The 20,256-nt window shown below is 63.5% G+C and carries 21 protein-coding genes; all 21 read left to right on the plus strand.

What is annotated here, in order from left to right:
* Position 1 precedes the first annotated feature (1 nt).
* The 21 genes from LPW11_RS17655 (at position 2) to LPW11_RS17755 (ending at position 20,256) form a co-directional block, all read left to right on the plus strand.
* Positions 2 to 1,609, plus strand: coding sequence for a two-component system sensor histidine kinase NtrB (locus LPW11_RS17655; protein WP_230995192.1), 1,608 nt, complete (start codon positions 2 to 4; stop codon positions 1,607 to 1,609).
* 55 nt (positions 1,610 to 1,664) lie between these two features.
* Positions 1,665 to 3,038 carry a sigma-54-dependent transcriptional regulator gene (locus LPW11_RS17660; protein ID WP_230995193.1) on the plus strand — a complete coding sequence of 458 codons (1,374 nt, stop codon included), beginning with the start codon at positions 1,665 to 1,667 and terminating at the stop codon, positions 3,036 to 3,038.
* A gap of 221 nt (positions 3,039 to 3,259) precedes the next feature.
* The gene (locus LPW11_RS17665; protein WP_230995194.1) at positions 3,260 to 3,469 is read left to right on the plus strand and encodes a type IV pilin protein; all 210 of its coding nucleotides are present in this window, start codon (positions 3,260 to 3,262) and stop codon (positions 3,467 to 3,469) included.
* A gap of 61 nt (positions 3,470 to 3,530) precedes the next feature.
* Positions 3,531 to 3,911 (plus strand): hypothetical protein, encoded by a 381-nt coding sequence (locus LPW11_RS17670; protein ID WP_230995195.1) that lies wholly within the window; start codon positions 3,531 to 3,533, stop codon positions 3,909 to 3,911.
* Between the two features lie 81 nt (positions 3,912 to 3,992).
* Complete coding sequence (locus LPW11_RS17675; RefSeq protein WP_230995196.1) at positions 3,993 to 4,796, plus strand: ABC transporter permease subunit; 804 nt, start codon at positions 3,993 to 3,995, stop codon at positions 4,794 to 4,796.
* Positions 4,793 to 5,677, plus strand: a complete 885-nt coding sequence (locus LPW11_RS17680) for a hypothetical protein (RefSeq protein WP_230995197.1) — start codon at positions 4,793 to 4,795, stop codon at positions 5,675 to 5,677. Before LPW11_RS17675 ends, LPW11_RS17680 begins: the two co-directional genes overlap by 4 nt.
* The gene (locus tag LPW11_RS17685) at positions 5,677 to 6,555 is read left to right on the plus strand and encodes an ABC transporter ATP-binding protein (RefSeq protein WP_230995198.1); all 879 of its coding nucleotides are present in this window, start codon (positions 5,677 to 5,679) and stop codon (positions 6,553 to 6,555) included. Before LPW11_RS17680 ends, LPW11_RS17685 begins: the two co-directional genes overlap by 1 nt.
* Entirely contained in the window at positions 6,518 to 8,257 is a 1,740-nt protein-coding gene (locus LPW11_RS17690) for a glycosyltransferase family 39 protein (RefSeq protein WP_230995199.1), read from the plus strand. The genes LPW11_RS17685 and LPW11_RS17690 overlap by 38 nt, the downstream gene beginning before the upstream one ends.
* On the plus strand, positions 8,254 to 9,093 hold the full coding sequence (locus tag LPW11_RS17695) for a decaprenyl-phosphate phosphoribosyltransferase (RefSeq protein WP_230995200.1): 840 nt from the start codon (positions 8,254 to 8,256) through the stop codon (positions 9,091 to 9,093). Before LPW11_RS17690 ends, LPW11_RS17695 begins: the two co-directional genes overlap by 4 nt.
* Positions 9,090 to 10,133, plus strand: a complete 1,044-nt coding sequence (locus LPW11_RS17700; RefSeq protein WP_230995201.1) for a glycosyltransferase family 2 protein — start codon at positions 9,090 to 9,092, stop codon at positions 10,131 to 10,133. Before LPW11_RS17695 ends, LPW11_RS17700 begins: the two co-directional genes overlap by 4 nt.
* Before the next feature lie 51 nt (positions 10,134 to 10,184).
* Positions 10,185 to 11,168, plus strand: a complete 984-nt coding sequence (locus LPW11_RS17705; protein ID WP_230995202.1) for a class I SAM-dependent methyltransferase — start codon at positions 10,185 to 10,187, stop codon at positions 11,166 to 11,168.
* Between the two features lie 3 nt (positions 11,169 to 11,171).
* Positions 11,172 to 11,969, plus strand: coding sequence for a glycosyltransferase family 2 protein (locus tag LPW11_RS17710; protein WP_230995203.1), 798 nt, complete (start codon positions 11,172 to 11,174; stop codon positions 11,967 to 11,969).
* Positions 11,966 to 12,727: a glycosyltransferase family 2 protein gene (locus LPW11_RS17715; RefSeq protein ID WP_230995204.1), complete on the plus strand. Its 762-nt coding sequence runs from the start codon at positions 11,966 to 11,968 to the stop codon at positions 12,725 to 12,727. Before LPW11_RS17710 ends, LPW11_RS17715 begins: the two co-directional genes overlap by 4 nt.
* Positions 12,728 to 12,771: 44 nt before the next feature.
* Positions 12,772 to 13,599 carry an ABC transporter permease gene (locus LPW11_RS17720; RefSeq protein WP_230995205.1) on the plus strand — a complete coding sequence of 276 codons (828 nt, stop codon included), beginning with the start codon at positions 12,772 to 12,774 and terminating at the stop codon, positions 13,597 to 13,599.
* Positions 13,600 to 13,663: 64 nt separating this feature from the next.
* Positions 13,664 to 14,947, plus strand: a complete 1,284-nt coding sequence (locus LPW11_RS17725) for an ABC transporter ATP-binding protein (RefSeq protein WP_230995206.1) — start codon at positions 13,664 to 13,666, stop codon at positions 14,945 to 14,947.
* Positions 14,944 to 15,645, plus strand: a complete 702-nt coding sequence (locus tag LPW11_RS17730) for a class I SAM-dependent methyltransferase (protein ID WP_230995207.1) — start codon at positions 14,944 to 14,946, stop codon at positions 15,643 to 15,645. The genes LPW11_RS17725 and LPW11_RS17730 overlap by 4 nt, the downstream gene beginning before the upstream one ends.
* A gap of 63 nt (positions 15,646 to 15,708) precedes the next feature.
* Entirely contained in the window at positions 15,709 to 16,668 is a 960-nt protein-coding gene (locus tag LPW11_RS17735) for a hypothetical protein (protein ID WP_230995208.1), read from the plus strand.
* Positions 16,669 to 16,722: 54 nt separating this feature from the next.
* The gene (locus tag LPW11_RS17740) at positions 16,723 to 17,667 is read left to right on the plus strand and encodes a methyltransferase domain-containing protein (RefSeq protein ID WP_230995209.1); all 945 of its coding nucleotides are present in this window, start codon (positions 16,723 to 16,725) and stop codon (positions 17,665 to 17,667) included.
* 5 nt (positions 17,668 to 17,672) lie between these two features.
* On the plus strand, positions 17,673 to 18,533 hold the full coding sequence (locus tag LPW11_RS17745) for a glycosyltransferase family 2 protein (RefSeq protein ID WP_230998316.1): 861 nt from the start codon (positions 17,673 to 17,675) through the stop codon (positions 18,531 to 18,533).
* On the plus strand, positions 18,530 to 19,426 hold the full coding sequence (locus LPW11_RS17750; RefSeq protein WP_230995210.1) for a glycosyltransferase: 897 nt from the start codon (positions 18,530 to 18,532) through the stop codon (positions 19,424 to 19,426). The genes LPW11_RS17745 and LPW11_RS17750 overlap by 4 nt, the downstream gene beginning before the upstream one ends.
* Positions 19,423 to 20,256, plus strand: coding sequence for a methyltransferase, TIGR04325 family (locus LPW11_RS17755; RefSeq protein ID WP_230995211.1), 834 nt, complete (start codon positions 19,423 to 19,425; stop codon positions 20,254 to 20,256). The genes LPW11_RS17750 and LPW11_RS17755 overlap by 4 nt, the downstream gene beginning before the upstream one ends.

Raw genomic sequence — 20,256 nt, forward strand, 5'->3', positions numbered from 1 at the left:
CATGCTCGATAGGAGAAAAGTAGGCTGGTTCATCCTCTTCCGGGTGCTGACGATCTCCGTATTCCTCGTCTCCACCATCTTCCTCGACCTCCAGGACAGCGTCGTCTCCCTCTCTGGCCTGGTCCGGCTTACCGTCGCCACCTATCTCTTCTCTCTCGTTTCCCTGGTCACCCTCGCCCTTACCGACAGGGTGACCAGGACCCTCACCTACGCACAGATCGTCTGGGACGTGATCCTCGTCACCGTACTGATCCTCCTCACCGGTGGGGTGAGTTCGCCGTACGCGTTTCTCTTCTTTCTATGCATCATCAGCGCGAGTGTCCTTCTGGCCCGCTCGCAGGCGTACTACACCGCGTCGCTGTGCGTCATCCTGCACGGCTCCATACTCGACCTGCAGTTCTACGGACGCCTCGCCCCGCTGGGGCTGAGCCAGATACCGGCCCAGCAGTTCGGCGCCTCCTACCTCTTTTACCTCATCTTTCTGTACAGCTCCGCCTTCTACCTCACGGCTTTCCTGGCGGGGCACCTCTCGGAGCGCGCGCGTCTCTCGGAGACGGCACTCAAGGAGAAGGTCATCGACTTCGAGGAGCTGGAGCGGCTGAACAGCTCCATCGTCTCCACGATCGACAGTGCGCTCCTCACCATAAACCGTGAGGGGCGCATTCGCGTCTTCAACCGCTACGCCGAGATCCTCACAGGGTGCTCCCAGCTCGAGGCGTACGACCGTCCGCTGGCGGAGGTCCTCCCGGGGCTCTCGGCGCGGCTCCCCGAGCTTTTCGGCGTGAGCCAGGGGGAGTGCGAGCACACCGCACCCTCAGGTACCCGTCTCGTCCTCTCCTGCAAGTCGGTCCCCCTGGTCGGAATAGACGGGGATGACCAGGGGGCCATCCTCGACCTGCGCGACCTCACCGAGATGAAGCGCCTCTCCCTGGAGCTGAAGCGTGCCGACCGGCTCGCGGCGGTGGGGGAGCTCTCCGCCCGCATCGCCCACGAGATCCGCAATCCGCTCGCGGCCATAAGCGGCTCCGTGCAGCTCGTGGCGCTCAGGGACTGGGTCGACGAGAAGGACAGAAAGCTCTTCTCCATCATCCTCAGGGAGACGGACCGGCTGGACGGCCTCCTGCGCGAGTTCCTCGCCTATGCTCGCCCGAACACGCCGAACAAGACCCCCTTCGGGCTGCGACAGCTTATGGCGGACCTCTGCGCGCTCCTCTCCCGCGATCCCAGGCTCGAGAAGGTAGCAATAGAGAACCGGGTGCCGGAGGCGCTCTCCCTCGTGGCCGACCGGGACCAGCTCAAACAGGTCTTCTGGAACCTCTTCGTGAACGGCGCGGAGGCAATGAGCGGCGGAGGGAGGATCGTGGTGCAGGCGGGGGCGCAGCGCGAGGAGGGGGGAAACCTGGTACGGATCCGGGTGACGGATGACGGGGCGGGGATGGACGCGGAGGAGGTGAAGCGCGTCTTCGAGCCGTTCTTCACCACGAAGCAGGTCGGCACCGGGCTCGGGCTTGCCACCGTGTACCGCATAGTGGAGGCGCACCACGGGCGGATCAGCGTGGAGAGCGCGCGCGGGACGGGGACGACGGTGACGATAGATCTCCCCGCCTGAGGGGAAAAGAGGTTTGTCGCCGCGGCATCGCGGCTGTGAAGGGAAGGGCGGGCAAATGAGCGCAAAGATTCTGGTGGTGGATGACGAACTGAGCATGCGGGAGTTCCTGGCGATACTCCTGGAAGGGGAGGGGTACACTGTCGACCAGGCCTCCGGCGCCGAAGAGGCGCTCCTTTCGATGGAAGACAAAAGCTACGACCTGGTGATTTCAGACGTCAGCATGCCGGGGCTTGACGGCATCGCCCTCCTCGAGCGCATCAAGAGCCGCTCCCCTGAGACGGCGGTCCTCATGATCACCGCCTTCACCACAGCGGAGCAGGCGGTGGAGGCGATGAAGCTCGGCGCCTACGACTACATCGCGAAGCCGTTCCGGGTGGAGGAGGTGAAGGTCCTCGTCGCCAACGCACTGGAGAAGCGCTCCCTTGTGGAGGAGAACCGGCGGCTGAAGGCGGAGGTGCAGGAGCGCTTCAGCTTCAGCGGGCTGATCGGGAAAAGCAAGGAGATGCGGGAGGTGTACGAGCTGATCGAGAAGGTCGCCGGGAGCACCGCCAACATCCTCATCCAGGGGGAGAGCGGCACCGGGAAAGAGCTCGCGGCAAAGGCGATCCACTACAACAGTCCGCGCAGAAGCGCCCCCTTCCTCGCCGTGAACTGCGGCGCCATCCCGGAGACGCTCATCGAGAGCGAGCTCTTCGGGCACGCCAGGGGCTCCTTTACCGGCGCCATCTCCGACCGCCCCGGCCTCTTCGAGCAGGCGTACGGCGGGACCCTTTTTCTGGACGAGATAGGGGAGGTGCCGCTGCAGTTGCAGACGAAGCTTCTTCGGGTCCTGCAGGAGCGTGAATTCCGCCCCGTGGGGGGGACCTCGTCGGTGAAGGCGGAGGTGAGGATCGTTGCCGCCTCCAACCGAAACCTCGAGGAGCAGGTGCAGGACGGCTCCTTCCGCGAGGACCTCTTCTACCGCCTCAACGTCGTGCAGGTGAAGATGCCTGCGCTCCGGGACCGTACGGAGGACGTCCTGCCGCTGGTGGAGCATTTCTACCGGAAGTACTCCCACTGGTCCGGAGCGGGGGAGATCATCACCCCGCAGGCGCTGCAGCTCCTGATGAGCTACCCCTTTCCAGGGAACGTGAGGGAACTGGAGAACCTGGTGGAGCGCTGCGTCGTACTCGGCAGCCGCGTCATCACGGCCGAGTGTCTTCCCGCCAAGGTGCGCGACTACCAGGCTGCCCCCCCGGCCGCGGAGGCCTTCGAGATACCGGAGGGTGGGATGGACCTGCAGGGGTACCTGGACACCCTGGAGTACCGCATGCTGGTGCAGGCACTGGAGCGCAGCGGCGGGGTAAAAAAGCGCGCCGCTTCCCTGCTGGGGCTCACCTTCCGCTCCTTCCGCTACCGTCTGGCAAAATTCGGCATGGACGACGACTGAGGTGACGAAAAACGTCACCCCTCGACGACGTAAATTGTCAACCTCTCCCCCGCGTCTCCCCTCTGGTGGCCCCTTTACCCCCTATTTTCCCCCTTTTGAGGCGGATTTTACTCCTTTCCGGTTTGGCGTGCATATTGCTAGGTGATATTTCAGACTTTAATGTTCAATAGGTGGTCGCAGTCACGTCAGGCTCGCCATCACATCACCAAAAGGAGAAGCGCATGTTAAGAAAACTCAAAAGCAGCAAAGGCTTCACGCTCATCGAGCTGTTGATCGTCGTGGCGATCATCGGCATCCTGGCGGCAATCGCCATCCCGCAGTTCTCCGCGTACCGCCAGAAGGCGTACAACTCCGCCGCACTGAGCGACCTGAAGAACTCGAAGACCGCCCTCGAGTCCTACTACGCCGACAACCAGCACTATCCGGAATAAGGTTTAGTTCCGCATAATCAGCCTGATTATTACTTACAAAAAGAATATAAAGGAGTTCGATATGAAAAAGATTTTAGCTGTAGCCGCTCTCCTCGCGTGCGCCGCAGGCACCTCCTACGCCGTCACCAACGGCTGGGGCTATGGTACCGCAGGAACATACACCTTCGGCGCCACCGCCGCTACCCAGCTCGCATTCAAACCCTCTGCAAACGTGGGCATGTCCTACGACACCGATTCCGGCGGCACCGTCTATACCGTGGGCGCCTACCATGCACAGGGGAACAAGGCGTACGCTACGAGCTCTGTCGATACCAACGTGTACTACACCGACATCACTGCACCTGGCATCAACGTGGCACTCTCCACCCCCGCAGCCCCCACCAAGCCGACGAGCGCAACCGCATCCACCGCGTTCGGCGCAGGGTGGACCGCCAGCAAGTAAGACAGAAAGAAGCGTTACTTTTTCAATTGCGGGGTGCACCACGTGCACCCCGTTTTTTTCGAGTGCCTGAAGGGGCTGCACATGTCGACATTCGAGAATTTCTTCCGGTTGAGCATCACCTCCCTTTTGCGTGACCGGCTGCTCTATCTCCTCCTTTCCCTGGCCTTCCTGGTGCTCCTGCTGATTCCGCTTTTCAGCATGTTTTCCCTGCGCCAGGTCCAGGAGCTTTCGGTGACCCTTTCCCTGTCGGCGCTCTCGCTCCTCCTCCTGGTGGTGGCGGTCCTCACCGGCGCCTCCTCTCTCTGGCGCGACGTGGAAAAACGCTACACCGCCTCCGTTCTCGGTCTTCCGGTCTCCAGAGGCGCCCTTGTGGTGGGGAAGTTCCTGGCGATCGCTACGCTGCTGGCCGCTATCGCCGCCCTTTTCGGACTCGGCTCCGTGCTCGCCATCAAGGTGGCGGCGGCGTCGTACCCCGCGGACATCCCGGTGCGCTGGGATGTCTTCGCCGCGGCGGTGTGCTTCGAGTATCTGAAGAACGTGATGCTTCTTTCCCTGGCTTTTCTCTTTTCAGCGGTGAGCACCTCCTTTTACTTCCCTTTTCTCGCCTCCTTTGCCATCTATCTCGCAGGAAGCGCCAGCCAGGACGTCTTCGAGATGCTCAGCGGCTCCTACGGGCAGGCGCTCCTCCCCTCGTCCCGGGCCCTGATCAAGGGGATCTACTACCTGTTGCCGAACTTCTCCGCCTTCGACCTGAAGACCCAGGCGATCTACGCGCTCCCCCTTTCCCCCGGCACACTCGTTCTTACCTGCATCTACTTCGTCTGCTACACGGGACTCGCTCTCTCGGTGGCTGTGTGGAGCTTCTCCAGAAGAGAGCTGGCATGATCGGCAGGATCGTCTGCGCCCTTTTTCTCTGCGGCTATCTCGCCGTCATCGTTCCCTTCACCACCGCGGTAGCACACCGGCCGCTGGCGGTGAAGCTGGGGACCATGCCGAGCCCCGAGGTGCTGCGTCCCCTCTCCGGGGGAAACAGGCAGTTCATCGCGCAGTACGCGGTGGTGAAGGTCCTCTTCTACTACGGGACACTGGTGGAGAAATTCAGGGAAAAGATCTACCTGAAGCCGGAGTACGAGAACATGTTCGACACCCTTCAGACGGCGGCGAAGCTCGACCCCTGGAACAGCGACGTGTACTACTTCACCCAGGCCGCCTTCACCTGGGAGCTGCGCAGGATCGACGAGGTGAACCGACTCCTTGAGTTCGGCATGCGCTACCGCACCTGGGACTACCAGCTCCCTTTCTTCCTGGGCTTCAACAACGCCTATTTCAGGAAGGACTACGCGGCCGCCGCGCCGTACTTCGAGAAGGCCGCGAAGCTCTCGCACGACCCTCTCATGGTGAACCTCTCCGCCCGCTATTTCTCCGAGTCGGGACAAAACGAGATGGCGCTGCGCTTCATCGAGTTCATGCAGAGGCGCACCACGGACCGGAAGATGATCGCCCTGTACGAGATACGGAAGCAGGCGCTGATCGGGGCGCTGACGGTACAAAAGGGGGCCGAGGAATACCGGCGCAGGTTCGGCACCCCCCCCGCCCGCGTCTCCGATCTCGTCGCGAAGGGGGTCCTGAAGAGCATCCCCCGCGACCCGTACGGCGGCGAGTATTACCTGGACGAAAAGGGTGTGGTGCGCAGCACCAGCAAGTTCGCCCGCCCCTCCACCCCCCCGCAGCAGAAGGGGGGAGTTCCCAGCAGGAGAATGGATTGATGAATGCACTCGAGATCTCCGGCCTTTCCAAGACCTACCGCGGCAAGAAGCTCGCGAAGGTCACCGCCCTGAAGGACCTCTCGCTGGAGGTGCGTCCCGGCGAGGTCTTCGGCTTCCTGGGGCCGAACGGCGCCGGAAAGAGCACCACCATAAAGTCGATCATCGGGCTCGTGCGCCCGGAGTCGGGGAGCATCACCATCTTCGGTGAGCCGGCCCGTTCCCCCCGCTCCCGCCTGAGGGTGGGGTATCTCCCGGAGAATCCCTCCTTCTACGACTTTCTCTCTGCCCGCGAATATCTCCTCTTCGTGGGGCGCATCTTCGGCATGAGCGAGGACGCCATCAGGACCCGCAGCCATGAGGTGCTGGAGCTCCTCGATCTCGCCTCCGCCGCGGACCGCCCGGTGAGGGGATACAGCAAGGGGATGGTGCAGAGGCTGGGGCTCGCCCAGGCGATGCTGCACGACCCGGACCTGTACATCCTGGACGAGCCGATGAGCGGGCTCGATCCCATCGGCAGGGCGCTCGTGAAGGAGATCATCAAGGAGCTGAAAACGAGCGGGAAAACGGTCTTTTTCAGCACCCACATCACGGCGGACATCGAGGTTGTGTGCGACAGGGTGGGGATCGTTGGCGGGGGGCGCCTGCGGGCCGTTGACAGCGTCGCCAATATCCTGCAAAGTGGCGTCGAAGGTTACCTCCTGCAGGTGAACCGGACCGGCACCTTCGAGGAGCTGGCGGTGGAGAAGTCCCGTCTGCAGCAGGTTCTCGGGGAGCTCTGCGCTAGCGGCGCCGTCATCGAGCGGATCGAGCCGCAGCGCAAGGATATGGAGGCGTATCTACTTGACGTTCTCGCAGACGACGTTGCCGTCAAAAAGTAAGGAAATCGCTCTTCTTGTTGCGGCCGTCGCTGTTGTGTACTGCGGTGCCCTGTGGGGGACGATCGTCTCCATAGACGACGCCGCGATCATGAGATTCTACGGCAGCAGCCGGCTGTCCCTTCTCGACGTGCTCAGGGCGGGGGAGGGGTACTACTATCGCCCCCTGATCGCCCTGAGCTATTTCCTCGATGCCCGCATCTTCGGCCACTCCCCCTTCCTGATGCACCTGGAAAACGTCCTGATCCACGGCGCGAACGTAGTCCTTCTGTACCTGCTGGCCTGCCGCCTTCTCGGGACTGCCGTTCCCCGTCTTCCCTTCCTGGCAGCCCTCGTTTTTGCAGTGCACCCCGTCAACTCCGAAGCGGTGAGCTGGATCGCCGGCCGCACCGATCCGCTGGCCGCTGTCTTCGTGCTCGGGTCTGCCCTCTCCCTGTGCCGCGGCGCCGAGACGGGGAGGGCAAGGTACACAGTACTCTCCGTACTCCTCCTCCTCGTGGGGGTGATGGCCAAGGAGACGGCGATACTCTTTGTCCCCGCCTCCTTCGTTCTCCTTTTCTGCTGGCGCACACTGCACCCCGAGCGTTGCGACCGGTTCCGGCAGCAGGTGACGGTACTTGCCGGACTCTATCTTTGCCTCTGCGCCGGGGCCGCCGTCGTCCTCGCCTCGCGCCTGGGGGGGCATAACAGTGCGGCGAAGCTTGCTGCCGGTGTCACCGGCGGCGCCATGCTGCACGGCCTGGACTCCCTCGTGCTGTTCCTGTCGGTGTGGGGTTTCTACCTCAAGAAGATGGTTTTTCCCTGGCCCCTTTGCTTCGCCATCACCTCCGTATCGCCGTGGTACGCGGTTCCCGGGGCGGCTGCTCTCCTTCTTCTTGGCTGCGCCCGTAAAAGAAGCCCGTGGTTCCTCCTGTTCTGCACCGGGGCCTTTTTTCTCCTCCCCGCCATCCTCGTGGGGGTGCTGGACATGACCTGGACCGTGGTGGCGGAGCGCTATCTGTACCTTCCCTGCGCCTTCTTCTCCATTGCTGTTGTCGGCTACCTTCACGAGGTGGCGCAGCGCCTGCGTCTGCGCCCGATGGCCGCTCCTGCTCTTTGGCTTCTCTTCGCCGCTGCCGCCCTTTCCACGGTGCAGCGCACGACCGTGTGGCACTCCAATCTCTCCCTCTTCACCGACACCGTGTCGAAGACCCCGGACTTCGGCATGCTGCACAACGAGCTCGCCGCCGCCCTGGCGACCTCCGGCCGGCTGGCCGAGGCCGAGAAGGAACTCGAGGTGGCCTCCACCCTTCGCCCGAGCGAGCTGGTGCAGGGACTGATCCGGCGCAACCGGATCCTCATCCGGGTGAAGATGGCGAAGACCCCGCAGGAGCGGCGCACCCTCCTCCTGGGGTACGGATGGGACAGGGTCCGCACGGACCCGGATCTCCTCAGAATCCTGCGGGACGAAGACTACGCCATGCTGCGCCATGCTTCGGGGGGGGAGCGGGACTCCCTGGCAAGCGAACTGATCGAGGTTGGCGACCGGCTCTACGCTGAAACCGGCGACACGCTCTTTCTGTACAACAACGGCCAGCTCCATCTTGGGCGTGGAGACGAGGCGCGGGCTCTCTCCTGCTTCGCCCGCTGTGCCGCCGCTCCGGAGGAGGCCTTCTACAAGGAGGCTGCCGCGAAGCTCGCCGCCAGACTGGGGGGGAAGCAATGACCCCGTACCTGCGCCTTCTGCGCGCCCACCAGTGGCTGAAAAACCTGATGCTCCTTTTCCCCCCCTTCCTCTCCGGCGCGCTTTTGCAACCTGCGCTGCTGCAAAGGGGGGTGCTGCCGATACTCTCCTTCTGTCTCGCCTCCAGCGCGACCTATGTCTTCAACGACGTGCACGATGCCGAGAGGGACCGCCATCACCCGGTTAAAAAGGGGAGGCCGGTCGCCTGCGGGGAAATCTCCCGGGGGCGCGCCACCTTCTTCGGGGTCTGCCTTCTCGTTGGGGCCCTTTTTTGCGGCAGCCGTGTTCCCGGAGGGTTTTTCCCCTTCCTCGCGGCGTACCTCCTCATCAACGCCTGCTACACGCTGGGGCTGAAGGCCCTCCCCGTCGTCGACATCTTCTGTATCGCCGCCGGATTCGTGCTGCGCCTGCAGGGGGGAGGGGCCGCCTTCGGAGTGATCATTTCGGAGTGGCTCTTCCTGTCGGTCTTTCTCCTTGCCGTCTTTCTCAGCACCGGTAAGAGACTGTGCGAAAAGGGGGGGCTCGCCGACAATGCGGCAAACCACCGCAAGAGCCTGGAGGGGTACCCGGAGGGGTTTCTGGAGCTCGCCATGGGGATCACCGGAGCCGCGGTCCTCGTCACCTACGCCATGTACACCCTCTCCCGCCATGCGCTCATCTACACGGTGCCGCTGTGCACCTTCGGTCTGCTGCGCTACACCTTGCGGGTGAAGGCGGGGGGGGGAGGGGACCCGACGGACGCGCTCCTGAAGGACCTCCCCCTTTGCGTCACCGGGCTTTTGTGGGTGGTGCTGACCGCCTTCGGTATCTACCGATGAGCGTGTACGTGGTGCTCGTCAACTACAACGGCTGGGAAGATACTGTAGCCTGCCTCGACTCCCTCTTCCGTTCCGACTACCCTCGCTTTCGGGTGCTCGTCTGCGACAACGGTTCCGGTGACGGATCTCTGGACAAAATCGCGCAGTGGGCTGAGGGGGGGCGCTCGCTCCCTCCGGCTCGGCGCGGCACCCTCGCAAGGCTGCATCACCCCCCGAGGGTGAGGGCGCTCCCCTTCGCGCGCTACGACCGCCGCGCTGCGGAGTCGGGAGGGGAGGTGGGGGAGGAAGCGCCCCTCGTCCTCATCGACTGCGGGGAAAACCTGGGCTTTGCCGGCGGGAACAACGTGGCGCTGCGCTACGCCCTTGCCCGCGGCGATTTCGACCATGCCTGGCTTTTGAACAATGACACCGTGGTGGAGCCGGATGCCATGAGAGCCATGGCCGCGCGCCTCGCGGAGAGCGCAGAGGGGGGGCTCTGTGCCGCCACCCTTTTGCACTACCACGACCCCTCCCGGGTGCAGGCGCTGGGGGGCGGGTGGTATTGCAAGTGGCTGGGGCTTGCCTGGCACCTCGGGCGGCTCAGTAGGTGGCCGGCGCGCCCCGACCGGGACCGTATCGAGCGCCTCCTGCATTACCCCGTCGGCGCCTCCATGATGGTGTCGAAGGGGTTCCTCGAGGAGGTCGGGCTTTTGTGCGAGGAGTACTTCCTCTATTTCGAGGAGCTCGACTGGGTGCTGCGCGCCGCCGGGCGCTACGGCGTCGTCTATGCTCCCGAGAGCGTGGTGTACCACAAGGTCGGTGCCAGCGTAGGGACAAGCAGCAATCCCGCCGCAAAGAGCGCAGCCTGCGACTACTGGAACGCGAGGAACAGGATTTTCTTTACCCGGCGATGGTTTCCGGAGGCGCTCCCCACCGTCTACCTGGGACTCCTGGGGACCCTGGCGGTGCGGCTCCTCCTCGGCAAATGGGACAGGGCGGCGATGCTCCTCAGGCTTCTCTGCGGCGGGGAGGACGCGCGCCCCGTCGTCCGCCCCGGCTGAGGCGCCCTGCATAGACACCTTCTATTGCGATCTCTTTTTCGAGGACCCGTTGTGAACAAAGCGTTGTCGCTTCTTTTCTCTGCGCTGCACAGGATCTCCCCTGTGCTCGAGCTCTTCCTGGCTCCGTTTACCCTCTTCAGCGCGCTCCTCCTCTCCTTCATCAGGAGGGGGGAGATCGACAGGATGCCTCTCACCAGGAAGATCCTTCTGAAGGTCGGCGTCTTTCCCGTCGTGCGTCATTACTACGAGCCGCAGTTCGACCACCGGCAGTTGACCCGCCCGCTCGGGGAGGACAGGACCCTCCCGGGGGTGGATCTCAATGTGGAGGAACAGCTCGCTTTGCTGCGGGAACTGCACTACGGCGCCGAGCTCCTGCAATTCCCCACCCGCAGCGGCTCACCTCTGGAATACTGCTACGACAACCCCTTCTTCAGAGCAGGGGACTCGGAATTCCTCTACTCCATGGTACGACGGTTCACCCCGCGCACCGTCATCGAGATCGGCAGCGGCAACTCGACTCTCATGGTCAGAAACGCACTGAAAAAGAACGCGCAGGAGCGGGAGGGGTACCGCTGCAGGCACGTCTGCATCGAGCCGTACGAAATGCCCTGGCTTGAGCAGGCCGGGGTCGAGGTGATTCGCGAGCGGGTGGAGACGGTGGATCGCGCCCTCTTCGCGGAGCTCGGAGCAGGGGACATCCTCTTTGTGGACTCCTCCCACATCATAAAACCGCAGGGGGACGTGCTCGCCATCTACCTCGAAATCCTCCCCCTCCTCAGATCGGGAGTGCTCGTGCACGTCCACGACGTCCTGTCACCGAAAGACTATTTCGAGAGGTGGGTGGTGCACGAGGTGAAGTTCTGGAACGAACAGTACCTGCTGGAAGCTTTTCTGACTCTCAACAACCATTTCAGAATCATCGGAGCCCTCAACTATTTGAAGCACCACCACTTCGAGGAGCTGGCAGCGAGCTGCCCGGTGATGGCGACCGAGAGCGGGTGCGAGCCCGGCTCCTTCTGGATGGTGAGGAACTGATCGATGCGGATTTCGGTGATCACCGTCTGCCACAACAGCGCCTCATATCTTGAGCAGACCATCACGAGCGTTCTCGGGCAGTCGTACCGCGACCTGGAGTACATCATCGTGGACGGCGGATCCTGCGACGCGACGGTGCAGATCATCAAGGCCCACGCCGCCCGTGACCCGAGGGTTCGCTGGGTCTCCGAGCCGGACGGCGGGATCTCCGATGCCATGAACAAGGGGGTGCGCATGGCGAGCGGCGAGATAGTGGCCCACCTGCACTCCGATGATTTCTATCCGCACGAGAGAGTACTGGAGGCGGTGGCCTCGGCGTGGGTGGAGCATGGTGACCCCCACTGGCTCACCGGTGGGGTCCATCTCGTGGACCGGGAGGGGCGATTCCTGAGGGAGGTGAAGGTCAGGCGCTACTCCTGCCGCAGGCTGATCCACTCAAACATACTCCTGCACCCGGCGACTTTCGTGCGGCGCACCTCCTTTCTCGCCTGCGGGGGATTCGACACCTCCTTGAGCTTCTGCATGGACTACCACCTCTGGCTCAGGCTCGGTGCGCTTGGCAACCCGATCCTCGTGCCGCAGGCGCTCGCCTCCTTCAGGGTGCACGGGGGGAGCCGCTCTACCGCCCAGGCTGCAGCGGCCTATGCCGAGGAATTCCGGGTACGCTGCGCTTTTCTGGAGGAGCGCGGCCTGTGGCGGCTTCCGTACCGGATCGAGTACCTCGTCAAGCGGCATCTGAACCGCCTTTTCATGAATCGGCTCGCCGCCTCAGCCGACGGCGCCACCGGTGGTGACGCGTGAGTGCCGCCCCAAAGGTCTCGGTGATCATCCCCTGCTACAACCACGGCGCCTACCTGGACCAGGCGGTGGGGTCGGTGCTCGCCCAGAGCTATCAGGATTTCGAGATCGTGGTGGTGAACGACGGCTCAAGCGACCCGGAGACGGTGGAGCTCCTCCGGAAGTACCAAAGGCCGAAGACGAGAGTCATCCACACGGCAAACTGCGGCGTCTCCCGCGCCAGGAATGCCGGGATCAGCAGCGCCCGTGGCGCATACATCCTGCCGCTCGACGCGGACGATTTCATCGGGGAGAGGTACCTGGAAAAGGCGGTGGCGATTCTCGATGCGGATCCCGCAGCGGGGGTGGTGTATTGCGAGCAGGAGATGTTCGGCGCACGGGAGGGGGTGCCGCCTCTCCCCCCCTACGATGCCACCGATCTCCTCTTCGACAACCTGATCCTCTCCTGCGCCATGTACCGCAAGGGGGACTGGGAGAGGGTAGGGGGATACTCTCCCCGCTTCGTCTACGGCTGGGAAGACTGGGACTTCTGGATCTCGCTGTCGCGGCTCAACAAAAAGGTTATCAAGCTCCCCGAAATACTATACTATTACCGGATTCGCGCCGGCTCCCGGGACCGCTCCATGTGCCTTCGCCACAAGATCGCCACCATGGGGCTCCTGATCGTGCGTCACCATCCCCTTTACCTGAAGAACTGCGGCCGCCTGCTGGCGAGGAGCGCCCGGTTCCTTTCGCGCACCCTCAAGGGGGTGCTCTCTTGATCCGGCTGAAGAACCTTCACGGAAGTGCTGAAACGAGCAATGACATGGCAGAGGCTTACGATCTGATCCTTACACCAACCTCTGCGTCGGCGAACTACTGGCGTGATCTGTGGCGCTACCGGGAGCTTTTCTGCTTTCTGGCTTGGCGCGACATCCTGGTGCGCTACAAGCAGACCTCGATCGGCGTGGCCTGGAGCGTGCTGCGCCCCTTCCTCACCATGGTGGTCTTCACCCTGATTTTCGGAAGGGTGGCGCAGCTCCCCTCCAACGGCGTTCCCTACCCGGTCATGGTGTACGCGGGGATGCTCCCCTGGCAGCTCTTCGCGAACTCCCTCTCCGAGAGCAGCAATTCGTTGCTGGACAACGCAAACCTCCTGACGAAGGTCTATTTCCCGAGGGTGATCGTCCCTGCCAGCGCCGTCATCGTCAGCGTGGTCGATTTTCTCATCTCCAGCCTGATCCTCTGCGGGATCATGGCGTGGTACCGTTTCGTTCCCGACCTGAAGATTCTGCTTTTGCCGGTCTTTTTCCTGCTGGCCTGTCTCGCCGCCTCGGGAGCGGGCTTCTGGCTCTCTGCGCTCAACGTGAAGTACCGCGATTTCCGCCACGTGGTCCCCTTTCTGGTGCAATTCGGCCTCTACGTCTCTCCTGTGGGATTCTCCAGCGCGATCGTGTCCGAGGAGTGGCGCTTCTTCTACTTCCTGAACCCCATGGTCGGCGTCATCGACGGTTTCCGCTGGGCGCTCCTTGGGGATGCCTTCCCGGTGAACTGGTCCGGCTTTTTCCTCTCCTGCGCCCTCGTCCTTTTCATCTTCGCTGGCGGGATCCTCTACTTCCGCCGCATGGAACGCAGCTTTGCGGACGTGATATGAGAGAGCGCATGGCCGCACGGCGGCGCATTACACTCCCTTGCAGAATCCGGTGGACGGGCCTTTGATGTCGACTGTCATCAACGTGGAAAATCTGGGGAAGAAGTACCTGCTGCGGCACGCGGGGCAGGGGGCAGCGTCGGGGTCCTTCCGGGAGATGCTGAGCGAGGGGGCGAAACGCGTGGGGCGCCGCATCATCGGCGCAGGTGGCGGGAGCCATGCGCCGTGCGAGGAATTCTGGGCGCTCAGGGACGTCTCCTTCCAGATCCGGCAGGGGGACCGTATCGGCATCATCGGCCGCAATGGTGCCGGCAAGTCCACCCTCCTGAAGATCCTCAGCCGCATCACGGACCCGAGCAGCGGATCGGTCTCCATAAGGGGGAGAGTAGCCTCGCTGCTGGAAGTGGGGACAGGGTTTCACCCGGAGCTCACCGGGCGCGAGAACATCTTTCTGAACGGCGCCATCCTCGGCATGGGGCGCCAGGAGATCAGAAAAAAGTTTGACGAGATAGTGGACTTTGCCGAAATAGAGAGGTTTCTCGATACTCCGGTGAAGCGCTACTCTTCCGGGATGTACGTCCGGCTCGCTTTTGCGGTGGCCGCCCACCTGGAACCGGAGATACTCCTGGTGGACGAGGTGCTGGCGGTGGGGGATGCCCAGTTCCAGAAGAAATGTCTGGGAAAGATGGAGGAGGTATCTGCCAGGGGGGGGCGCACGGTCGTCTTCGTCAGTCACAACATGGCCACCATCAGCAGTCTTTGCAACCGCACCATCCTGCTGGAAAAGGGGTCCGTGTGCGCCGACGGCGACACCTCCGTGGTGATTGAGCGCTACCTTGCCGGGGTGAACGAGCAGGCCGCCATTTCGCTTCGTGATCGCACAGACCGCACCGGGAACGGCGCCATTCGCTTCACCGAGGTCACCCTGGTAAACGAGAGGGGGGACCAGGTGGCCTCCTTCGCCAGCGGTGAGTGCGCCAAACTCATCTTGAGCTTTCAAAGGGGTGCCCCCACCGTGAAGGAGCTGCGAGTCGACCTGGGGATAGACAACAGTGCCGGGGAGCGCATCTTCTGGATGAGTAACGACACCCTCGGCAAGGTCTTCCGTGAGGTGGGGCCCTCCGCGCTTGCGGTGGAGATAACGCTGCCGCGTTTGCAACTCTCCCCGGGGAGGTACTTCTTTACCATCTTCGCCTCCGCAGGCGGAGAAGTGGTCGACTGGATCCAGAACGCCGGCGCCTTCTTCGTAGAGGGGGGGGACTACTACAGGACCGGGAGGTTGCCGCCGCACAGCCAGGGTTCTTTCTACGCCAATTACGACTTCGACCTGAAAGAGCAGGATCAACCATGAAAGAAAGGATCAGGAATATCTGCCACCATGCGGCGAGGGCCCTTCTGGCGAACCCCCTGATGAGGGAGCGGGTCCTTCGGGTCGTCCTCGAACCGAGGGAGGCCGCGGCCCGGACTCTCGCGCAGCCGGGATACCTGGATGACATCGGCTGGTTCAACGCCTACGAGAAAGGGATGCCGGTGGGGGCGGAGAACGAGCCGGTTCCCTGGCTCACCTATCCTGCCGTGAGCTTTCTGAAGGAGCGCCTGCATCGCGACTTCGATCTCTTCGAGTACGGCTGCGGGAACTCCACCCTTTTCTATGCCGACAGGGTCCAATCGGTGAGTGCCGTTGAACACGACCGTGTCTGGTTTGAGAGGGTGCAAGAGGGGATGGCGCCCAATGTCCGGCTCATCTTTTCGGAGCTGGAGTATGGTGGGGGGTACTGCCGCACCTGCCTCGCGGACGGCAAAAGGTACGACCTGATCGTGGTGGACGGCAGAGACCGGGTCAACTGCCTTGCGCACGCAGTGCAGGCACTGAAGCCGGCTGGGGTATTGATTCTCGACGACTCGCAGCGTGAAAGCTACCTCCCCGGCAGGAAGCTCGTCTCGGAAAAGGGGTTCAGGCACATCGACTTCTGGGGCATCAATCCCGGCTGCTCCTCCACCTCGTGTACCACTTTTTTTTACCGCCAGGAGAACTGCCTCGGCTTGTGAGCCTGAAGAAGGAGCCGGCGAGCGGCTTCAACCCAGAAAAAAAGATGGCTTAAGGAAGCTTACGTGCATCGCACCTTTTGTACCTTATTCGACCACAATTACCTCTACAAAGGGCTCGCCCTGTACCATTCGCTCCGGGCCTTCACCCCGACCTTCACTCTTTGGGTGCTGGCGCTCAGCGATGAGGCGTATGAGCTTCTGGAGCGCATGTCCCTGGAAAACGTCAGGCTGGTCCGCCTGGAGGATCTGGAGGACGAGGAACTGCGCCGGGCGAAGAGGAATCGCTCCGCGGTGGAGTACTACTGGACGCTCAGCCCCTCCCTCCCTCTGTACGTCCTGAAGGAAGATGCCGGGATCGACGCGGTCACCTACATAGATGCCGACTGCTTCTTCTTTTCCGATCCCGAGCCGCTGTACCGCGAGATGGGAGACGCCTCGGTGCTCGTCATCGAGCATCGCTACAGCGAGGAGCGCAAGGCGTGGGAAAAGACCAGCGGACGCTTCAACGTGCAGTTTCTGGTCTTCAAGAGGGACGAGATCGGCATGAGCGTCCTCACGAAGTGGCGCTCCCAGTGCAACGAGTGGTGCTACTACCGGGAGGAGGAGGGGCGCTTCGGCGACCAGATGTACCTCGACGCCTGGCCCCGCGAATTTCCCGGGATCCACATTCTGCAGCACAAGGGGGGAGGGCTCGCCCCCTGGAACATCAAGAACTACCGCCTGCAGAAATGCGGCGCCCGGGTGCTGGTGGACGCCGACCCCCTGGTCTTCTACCACTTTCACGCCCTGCGGATCTACTCGCGGCGCGCTTTCGAGCCTGCCGTCGGCTACACCTTCACCGGAAACGAGCTCGCGCTCGTCTACAAGCCGTATCAGGATGCCCTGAAGCGGGCGATGTCGCAGGTGGCACTATACGACCCTTCCTTCGCCCACGGCTTTACCGGCCGCGACGGCCTGGCGCGCAGGGTGCTCGCCGCTTCGGTGGCGCGGCTGGCGGCGGCGGTAAGAAGGGTCAAGGGGTAGCTCGTGGCGCATCGGAAGAGGGGGGGGCTGGGGGCGACCGCCGGGAGAGACGGGATGCAATGCCCGATTTGCGCAGAAGCGATGGCTGTGGTGCGGCGGGTGTACGACGACCGTTACGGCTATCCGGGACTTTTTCCCCTGGCGCGCTGCCCCGCCTGCGGCCACAAGGCGCTCGCCCTCCGGGATATGGACGCGACGGCGCTTTGCGAGCTGTACACCCGCTATTACCCGCGCGGCTCCTTCGATCTCGCCGATTTCTCCCCCGCCCCCGAGGCGCGGGGCTTCAGGGGGTGGCTCGGCGGTATGCGCTGTGCCGCGTACCTCTGGGTCCCGGCCGGGGTGCGGGTCCTGGACATCGGCTGCGGGGTCGGTGCCACCCTTGCCTACCACAGCGCGCGCGGGTGCGAGGCGCACGGCGTGGAAGCGGATGAAAACGTGCGCCACATCGCGCAGGCGCTGAAGCTCGAGGTGCAGATCGGTCTCTTCGACCCCGAACTGTACGCGCCGGAGAGCTTCGATTACGTCACCCTCGATCAGGTGGTGGAGCACTTCCCCGATCCCGTCGCCACCCTGCGCGGTATCGCCCGGGTGCTGAAGCCGGGAGGGGTGGTAGTAGCCAGCACCCCCAACTCCGGCGGCTGGGGTGCCCGCATCTTCGGCCGTCGCTGGATCAACTGGCACGCGCCGTACCATCTGCAGCACTTCTCGCGGCGCTCCATGGAGCTCGCCGCAGGGATGGCGGGACTGGAGCTGGTGGAGGCTCGCACCCTCACCTCTTCGGAATGGCTCTACTACCAGTGGGTGCATCTTGTCACCTGCCCGAGGCAGGGGGTGGCGTCGCCATTCTGGTCCCCCGGGGGAGTTACCGGAAAGGGGGCGCGTCCGGTGCTCGCGCTCCTTCGTCTCGTGCATCGCACGAAGGTGAACCACCTGCTCACGAGGGTCGCCGACCTTTGCGGTGCGGGGGACAACTCTCTCTTTTTCCTGAGGAAGCCGTGACCGTGATGATCCACATCCTGCTCCCGGTACACAACCGTCGCGAGCTGACCCGGCGCTTCGTGGCCTGCCTCAAGGCGCAGAGTTATCGGAATTTCCGCCTGGTGCTCGTCGATGACGGCTCGGGGGACGGCACCGCCGCCATGGTGCGGGAGGAGATCCCGGAGGTCACCGTGATCACCGGGAGCGGGTCGTGGTGGTGGGCCGGGTGCCTGCAGCAGGGGTGCAGATTCCTTGAGCGGCAGGGGGTCCCCGACTCCGATGTGGTGCTTTTCGCCAACGACGACACGGCTTTCGACCCGGACTTTCTGGAGCGCGCCGTGGCATTTCTTGCGGCACGGCCGCGCACCCTCCTTCTGGCGCACGCCTTCGATGCGGCGACCGGGGTGCTGTGCGACCGGGGGGTGCGGATCGACTGGCCGCGGTTGCGTATCGAGAAGGTTTTCAGCGATGACGATATCGGCTGCTTCTCCACGCGGGGGCTCTTCATGCGCATGGGGGACGTGAGGGAGACGGGCGGGTTCTTCCCGAGACTGCTCCCCCATTACCTTTCCGACTACGAGTTCACCCTGCGCGCCAGGCGCCGCGGGGTGCGCCTGGCCACCACCCCGGAGGTGCGGCTCTTCCTGAACGTGGAGACGACCGGCCACCACGCGCTCGGCGCCGACTCCTTGAGAGAGTGCCTCGTCAAGTTCTGCTCCATGAAGTCGGCGGATAACCTCCTGTGCTGGACCAGTTTCATCGTGCTGGCGTGCCCCTCGCGCTGGATGCTGCGCAATATCGTGTGGCTGTGGGGGACTGCCCTCAGGAAAGTGGGGCGAGCCATGTCGCACTCATTTTTCTGGAAGACCCCGGGGACGAACCTATGACCACCGCACCGATCGTGCTCTTTGTGTACAACCGCCCCTGGCACACCCGCCAGACGGTGGAGGCCCTCGCAAGGAACCCCCTGGCTCCGGAATCCGATCTCCTTGTCTATTCCGATGCCGCAAGGACAGCGGCTGCCGCCGAGGCGGTGGGGGAGGTGCGCGCCTACCTGAAAACGATCCGCGGCTTCAGATCGGTGCAGGTAACGGAACGGGAGGAGAACCTCGGGGTGGCGCGCTCGGTCATTGCGGGGGTGTCCGATGCCATCGGGAAATTCGGCGAGGCCATCGTCGTCGAGGACGACCTGGTGACTTCCCCCCACTTTCTGGGGTACATGAACGACGCCCTCCGGCTGTACCGCGACGTGGAGGAGGTCGTGAGCATTCACGGCTATCTCTACCCGGTGGCGCAGACGCTGCCGGAGTCCTTTTTCCTCAAAGGCGCGGACTGCTGGGGGTGGGCGACCTGGAAGCGGGGGTGGGACCTCTTCGAGCCGGACGGGAGAAAGCTGCAGGCCGCTCTCGCCGCCCGCAAGCTGGAGCGGCGCTTCGAATTCAACGGCACCTATCCGTACTGCCGCCTCCTGGAGGATCAGATCGCGGGGCGGAACGATTCCTGGGCCATCAGGTGGTACGCCAGCGCCCTCCTGCACGACAGGCTGACCCTCTACCCCGGGAGGTCGCTGGTGCACAATATCGGCAACGACCTGAGCGGCACCCACTGCGACAACGTCCGTTGCTACGATACGGAGATGTCCAGCCGCCCCATCTCTCTGGCGCCCCTGCCGCCGGAGGAGGACCGCTTCGCTCTGCATGCCTTCGAGTGCTACTTCAGGAAAATCCGGCCGTCGCGTTGCCAAAGGCTCCTCGCCCGTCTGGCGGGAGTGTTCCGATGATGCACCGTGTCAGGAACCGGCTTTCCAGGTGGCTCCCCCCCGCCCTCGTCGACTGCCTCGCCCGCAGGAAAAGGGTGTATGGCTACTTCGGCGACTACTCCTGCTGGGAGGACGCCAGACGGGCCTCTGGCGGCTACGACTCCGGCCACATCCTGGAAAAGGTGTGCGCGTCACTGCTCAAGGTGAAGCAGGGGGTGGCGGTCTATGAGAGGGACTCGGTCCTTTTCGACGAGGTGCAGCACGCCTGGCCCCTGCTGGCGGGACTGCTGTGGATCGCCTCCCGGGAGGATCACCGGCTGAACCTGCTGGACTTCGGCGGTTCTCTCGGGAGCAGCTACTATCAGTGCCGCGCCTTTCTGCAGCATCTCCCGCAGCTCAGGTGGAGCATCGTCGAACAGGAAGCGTTTGTCAGGCGCGGTAGGGAGCTCTTCGAGGACGAGGTGCTCAGATTCTACTACTCGCTGGATGAATGCATCTGCGACCGCAATCCCGACGTGGTCCTCCTTTCCAGCGTGCTGCCGTACCTCGAAAGCCCGCATCGCACCGTCAGCGACATCCTGAGCCGCGCCCCTTCCTACGTCGTAGTGGACAGGACCCCCTTCATCGAGGGGAGGGGGGACCGTCTCACCGTGCAGGTCGTGCCGCAGGAGATTTACGGGGGGAGCTATCCCGCGTGGATGCTCGGGGAGGACCCTTTCCTGGAGCTTTTCAGCGAAGCGTACGAGGTGATTGCGCGCTTTGACGCCCTGGGGGGGGAGATCGACCTGGGAGACGAGGTGGCGCGCTTCAAGGGCTTTCTCTTCGCGAAGCGGGGGAGCTCCAGGGGGTGA

The sequence above is a fragment of the Geomonas sp. RF6 genome (assembly GCF_021044625.1).
GTDB lineage: Bacteria > Desulfobacterota > Desulfuromonadia > Geobacterales > Geobacteraceae > RF6.

What these genes read in the sequence shown, in the direction of transcription:
- LPW11_RS17730 (WP_230995207.1), top strand. Translation starts at nt 14,944, where the DNA reads ATGAAAGAAAGGATCAGGAATATCTGCCACCATGCGGCGAGGGCCCTT.
- LPW11_RS17725 (WP_230995206.1), top strand. Translation starts at nt 13,664, where the DNA reads ATGTCGACTGTCATCAACGTGGAAAATCTGGGGAAGAAGTACCTGCTG.
- LPW11_RS17660 (WP_230995193.1), top strand. Translation starts at nt 1,665, where the DNA reads ATGAGCGCAAAGATTCTGGTGGTGGATGACGAACTGAGCATGCGGGAG.
- LPW11_RS17745 (WP_230998316.1), top strand. Translation starts at nt 17,673, where the DNA reads ATGATCCACATCCTGCTCCCGGTACACAACCGTCGCGAGCTGACCCGG.
- LPW11_RS17680 (WP_230995197.1), top strand. Translation starts at nt 4,793, where the DNA reads ATGATCGGCAGGATCGTCTGCGCCCTTTTTCTCTGCGGCTATCTCGCC.
- LPW11_RS17655 (WP_230995192.1), top strand. Translation starts at nt 2, where the DNA reads ATGCTCGATAGGAGAAAAGTAGGCTGGTTCATCCTCTTCCGGGTGCTG.
- LPW11_RS17710 (WP_230995203.1), top strand. Translation starts at nt 11,172, where the DNA reads ATGCGGATTTCGGTGATCACCGTCTGCCACAACAGCGCCTCATATCTT.
- LPW11_RS17675 (WP_230995196.1), top strand. Translation starts at nt 3,993, where the DNA reads ATGTCGACATTCGAGAATTTCTTCCGGTTGAGCATCACCTCCCTTTTG.
- LPW11_RS17695 (WP_230995200.1), top strand. Translation starts at nt 8,254, where the DNA reads ATGACCCCGTACCTGCGCCTTCTGCGCGCCCACCAGTGGCTGAAAAAC.
- LPW11_RS17670 (WP_230995195.1), top strand. Translation starts at nt 3,531, where the DNA reads ATGAAAAAGATTTTAGCTGTAGCCGCTCTCCTCGCGTGCGCCGCAGGC.
- LPW11_RS17750 (WP_230995210.1), top strand. Translation starts at nt 18,530, where the DNA reads ATGACCACCGCACCGATCGTGCTCTTTGTGTACAACCGCCCCTGGCAC.
- LPW11_RS17685 (WP_230995198.1), top strand. Translation starts at nt 5,677, where the DNA reads ATGAATGCACTCGAGATCTCCGGCCTTTCCAAGACCTACCGCGGCAAG.
- LPW11_RS17720 (WP_230995205.1), top strand. Translation starts at nt 12,772, where the DNA reads ATGGCAGAGGCTTACGATCTGATCCTTACACCAACCTCTGCGTCGGCG.
- LPW11_RS17740 (WP_230995209.1), top strand. Translation starts at nt 16,723, where the DNA reads ATGCAATGCCCGATTTGCGCAGAAGCGATGGCTGTGGTGCGGCGGGTG.
- LPW11_RS17665 (WP_230995194.1), top strand. Translation starts at nt 3,260, where the DNA reads ATGTTAAGAAAACTCAAAAGCAGCAAAGGCTTCACGCTCATCGAGCTG.
- LPW11_RS17755 (WP_230995211.1), top strand. Translation starts at nt 19,423, where the DNA reads ATGATGCACCGTGTCAGGAACCGGCTTTCCAGGTGGCTCCCCCCCGCC.
- LPW11_RS17700 (WP_230995201.1), top strand. Translation starts at nt 9,090, where the DNA reads ATGAGCGTGTACGTGGTGCTCGTCAACTACAACGGCTGGGAAGATACT.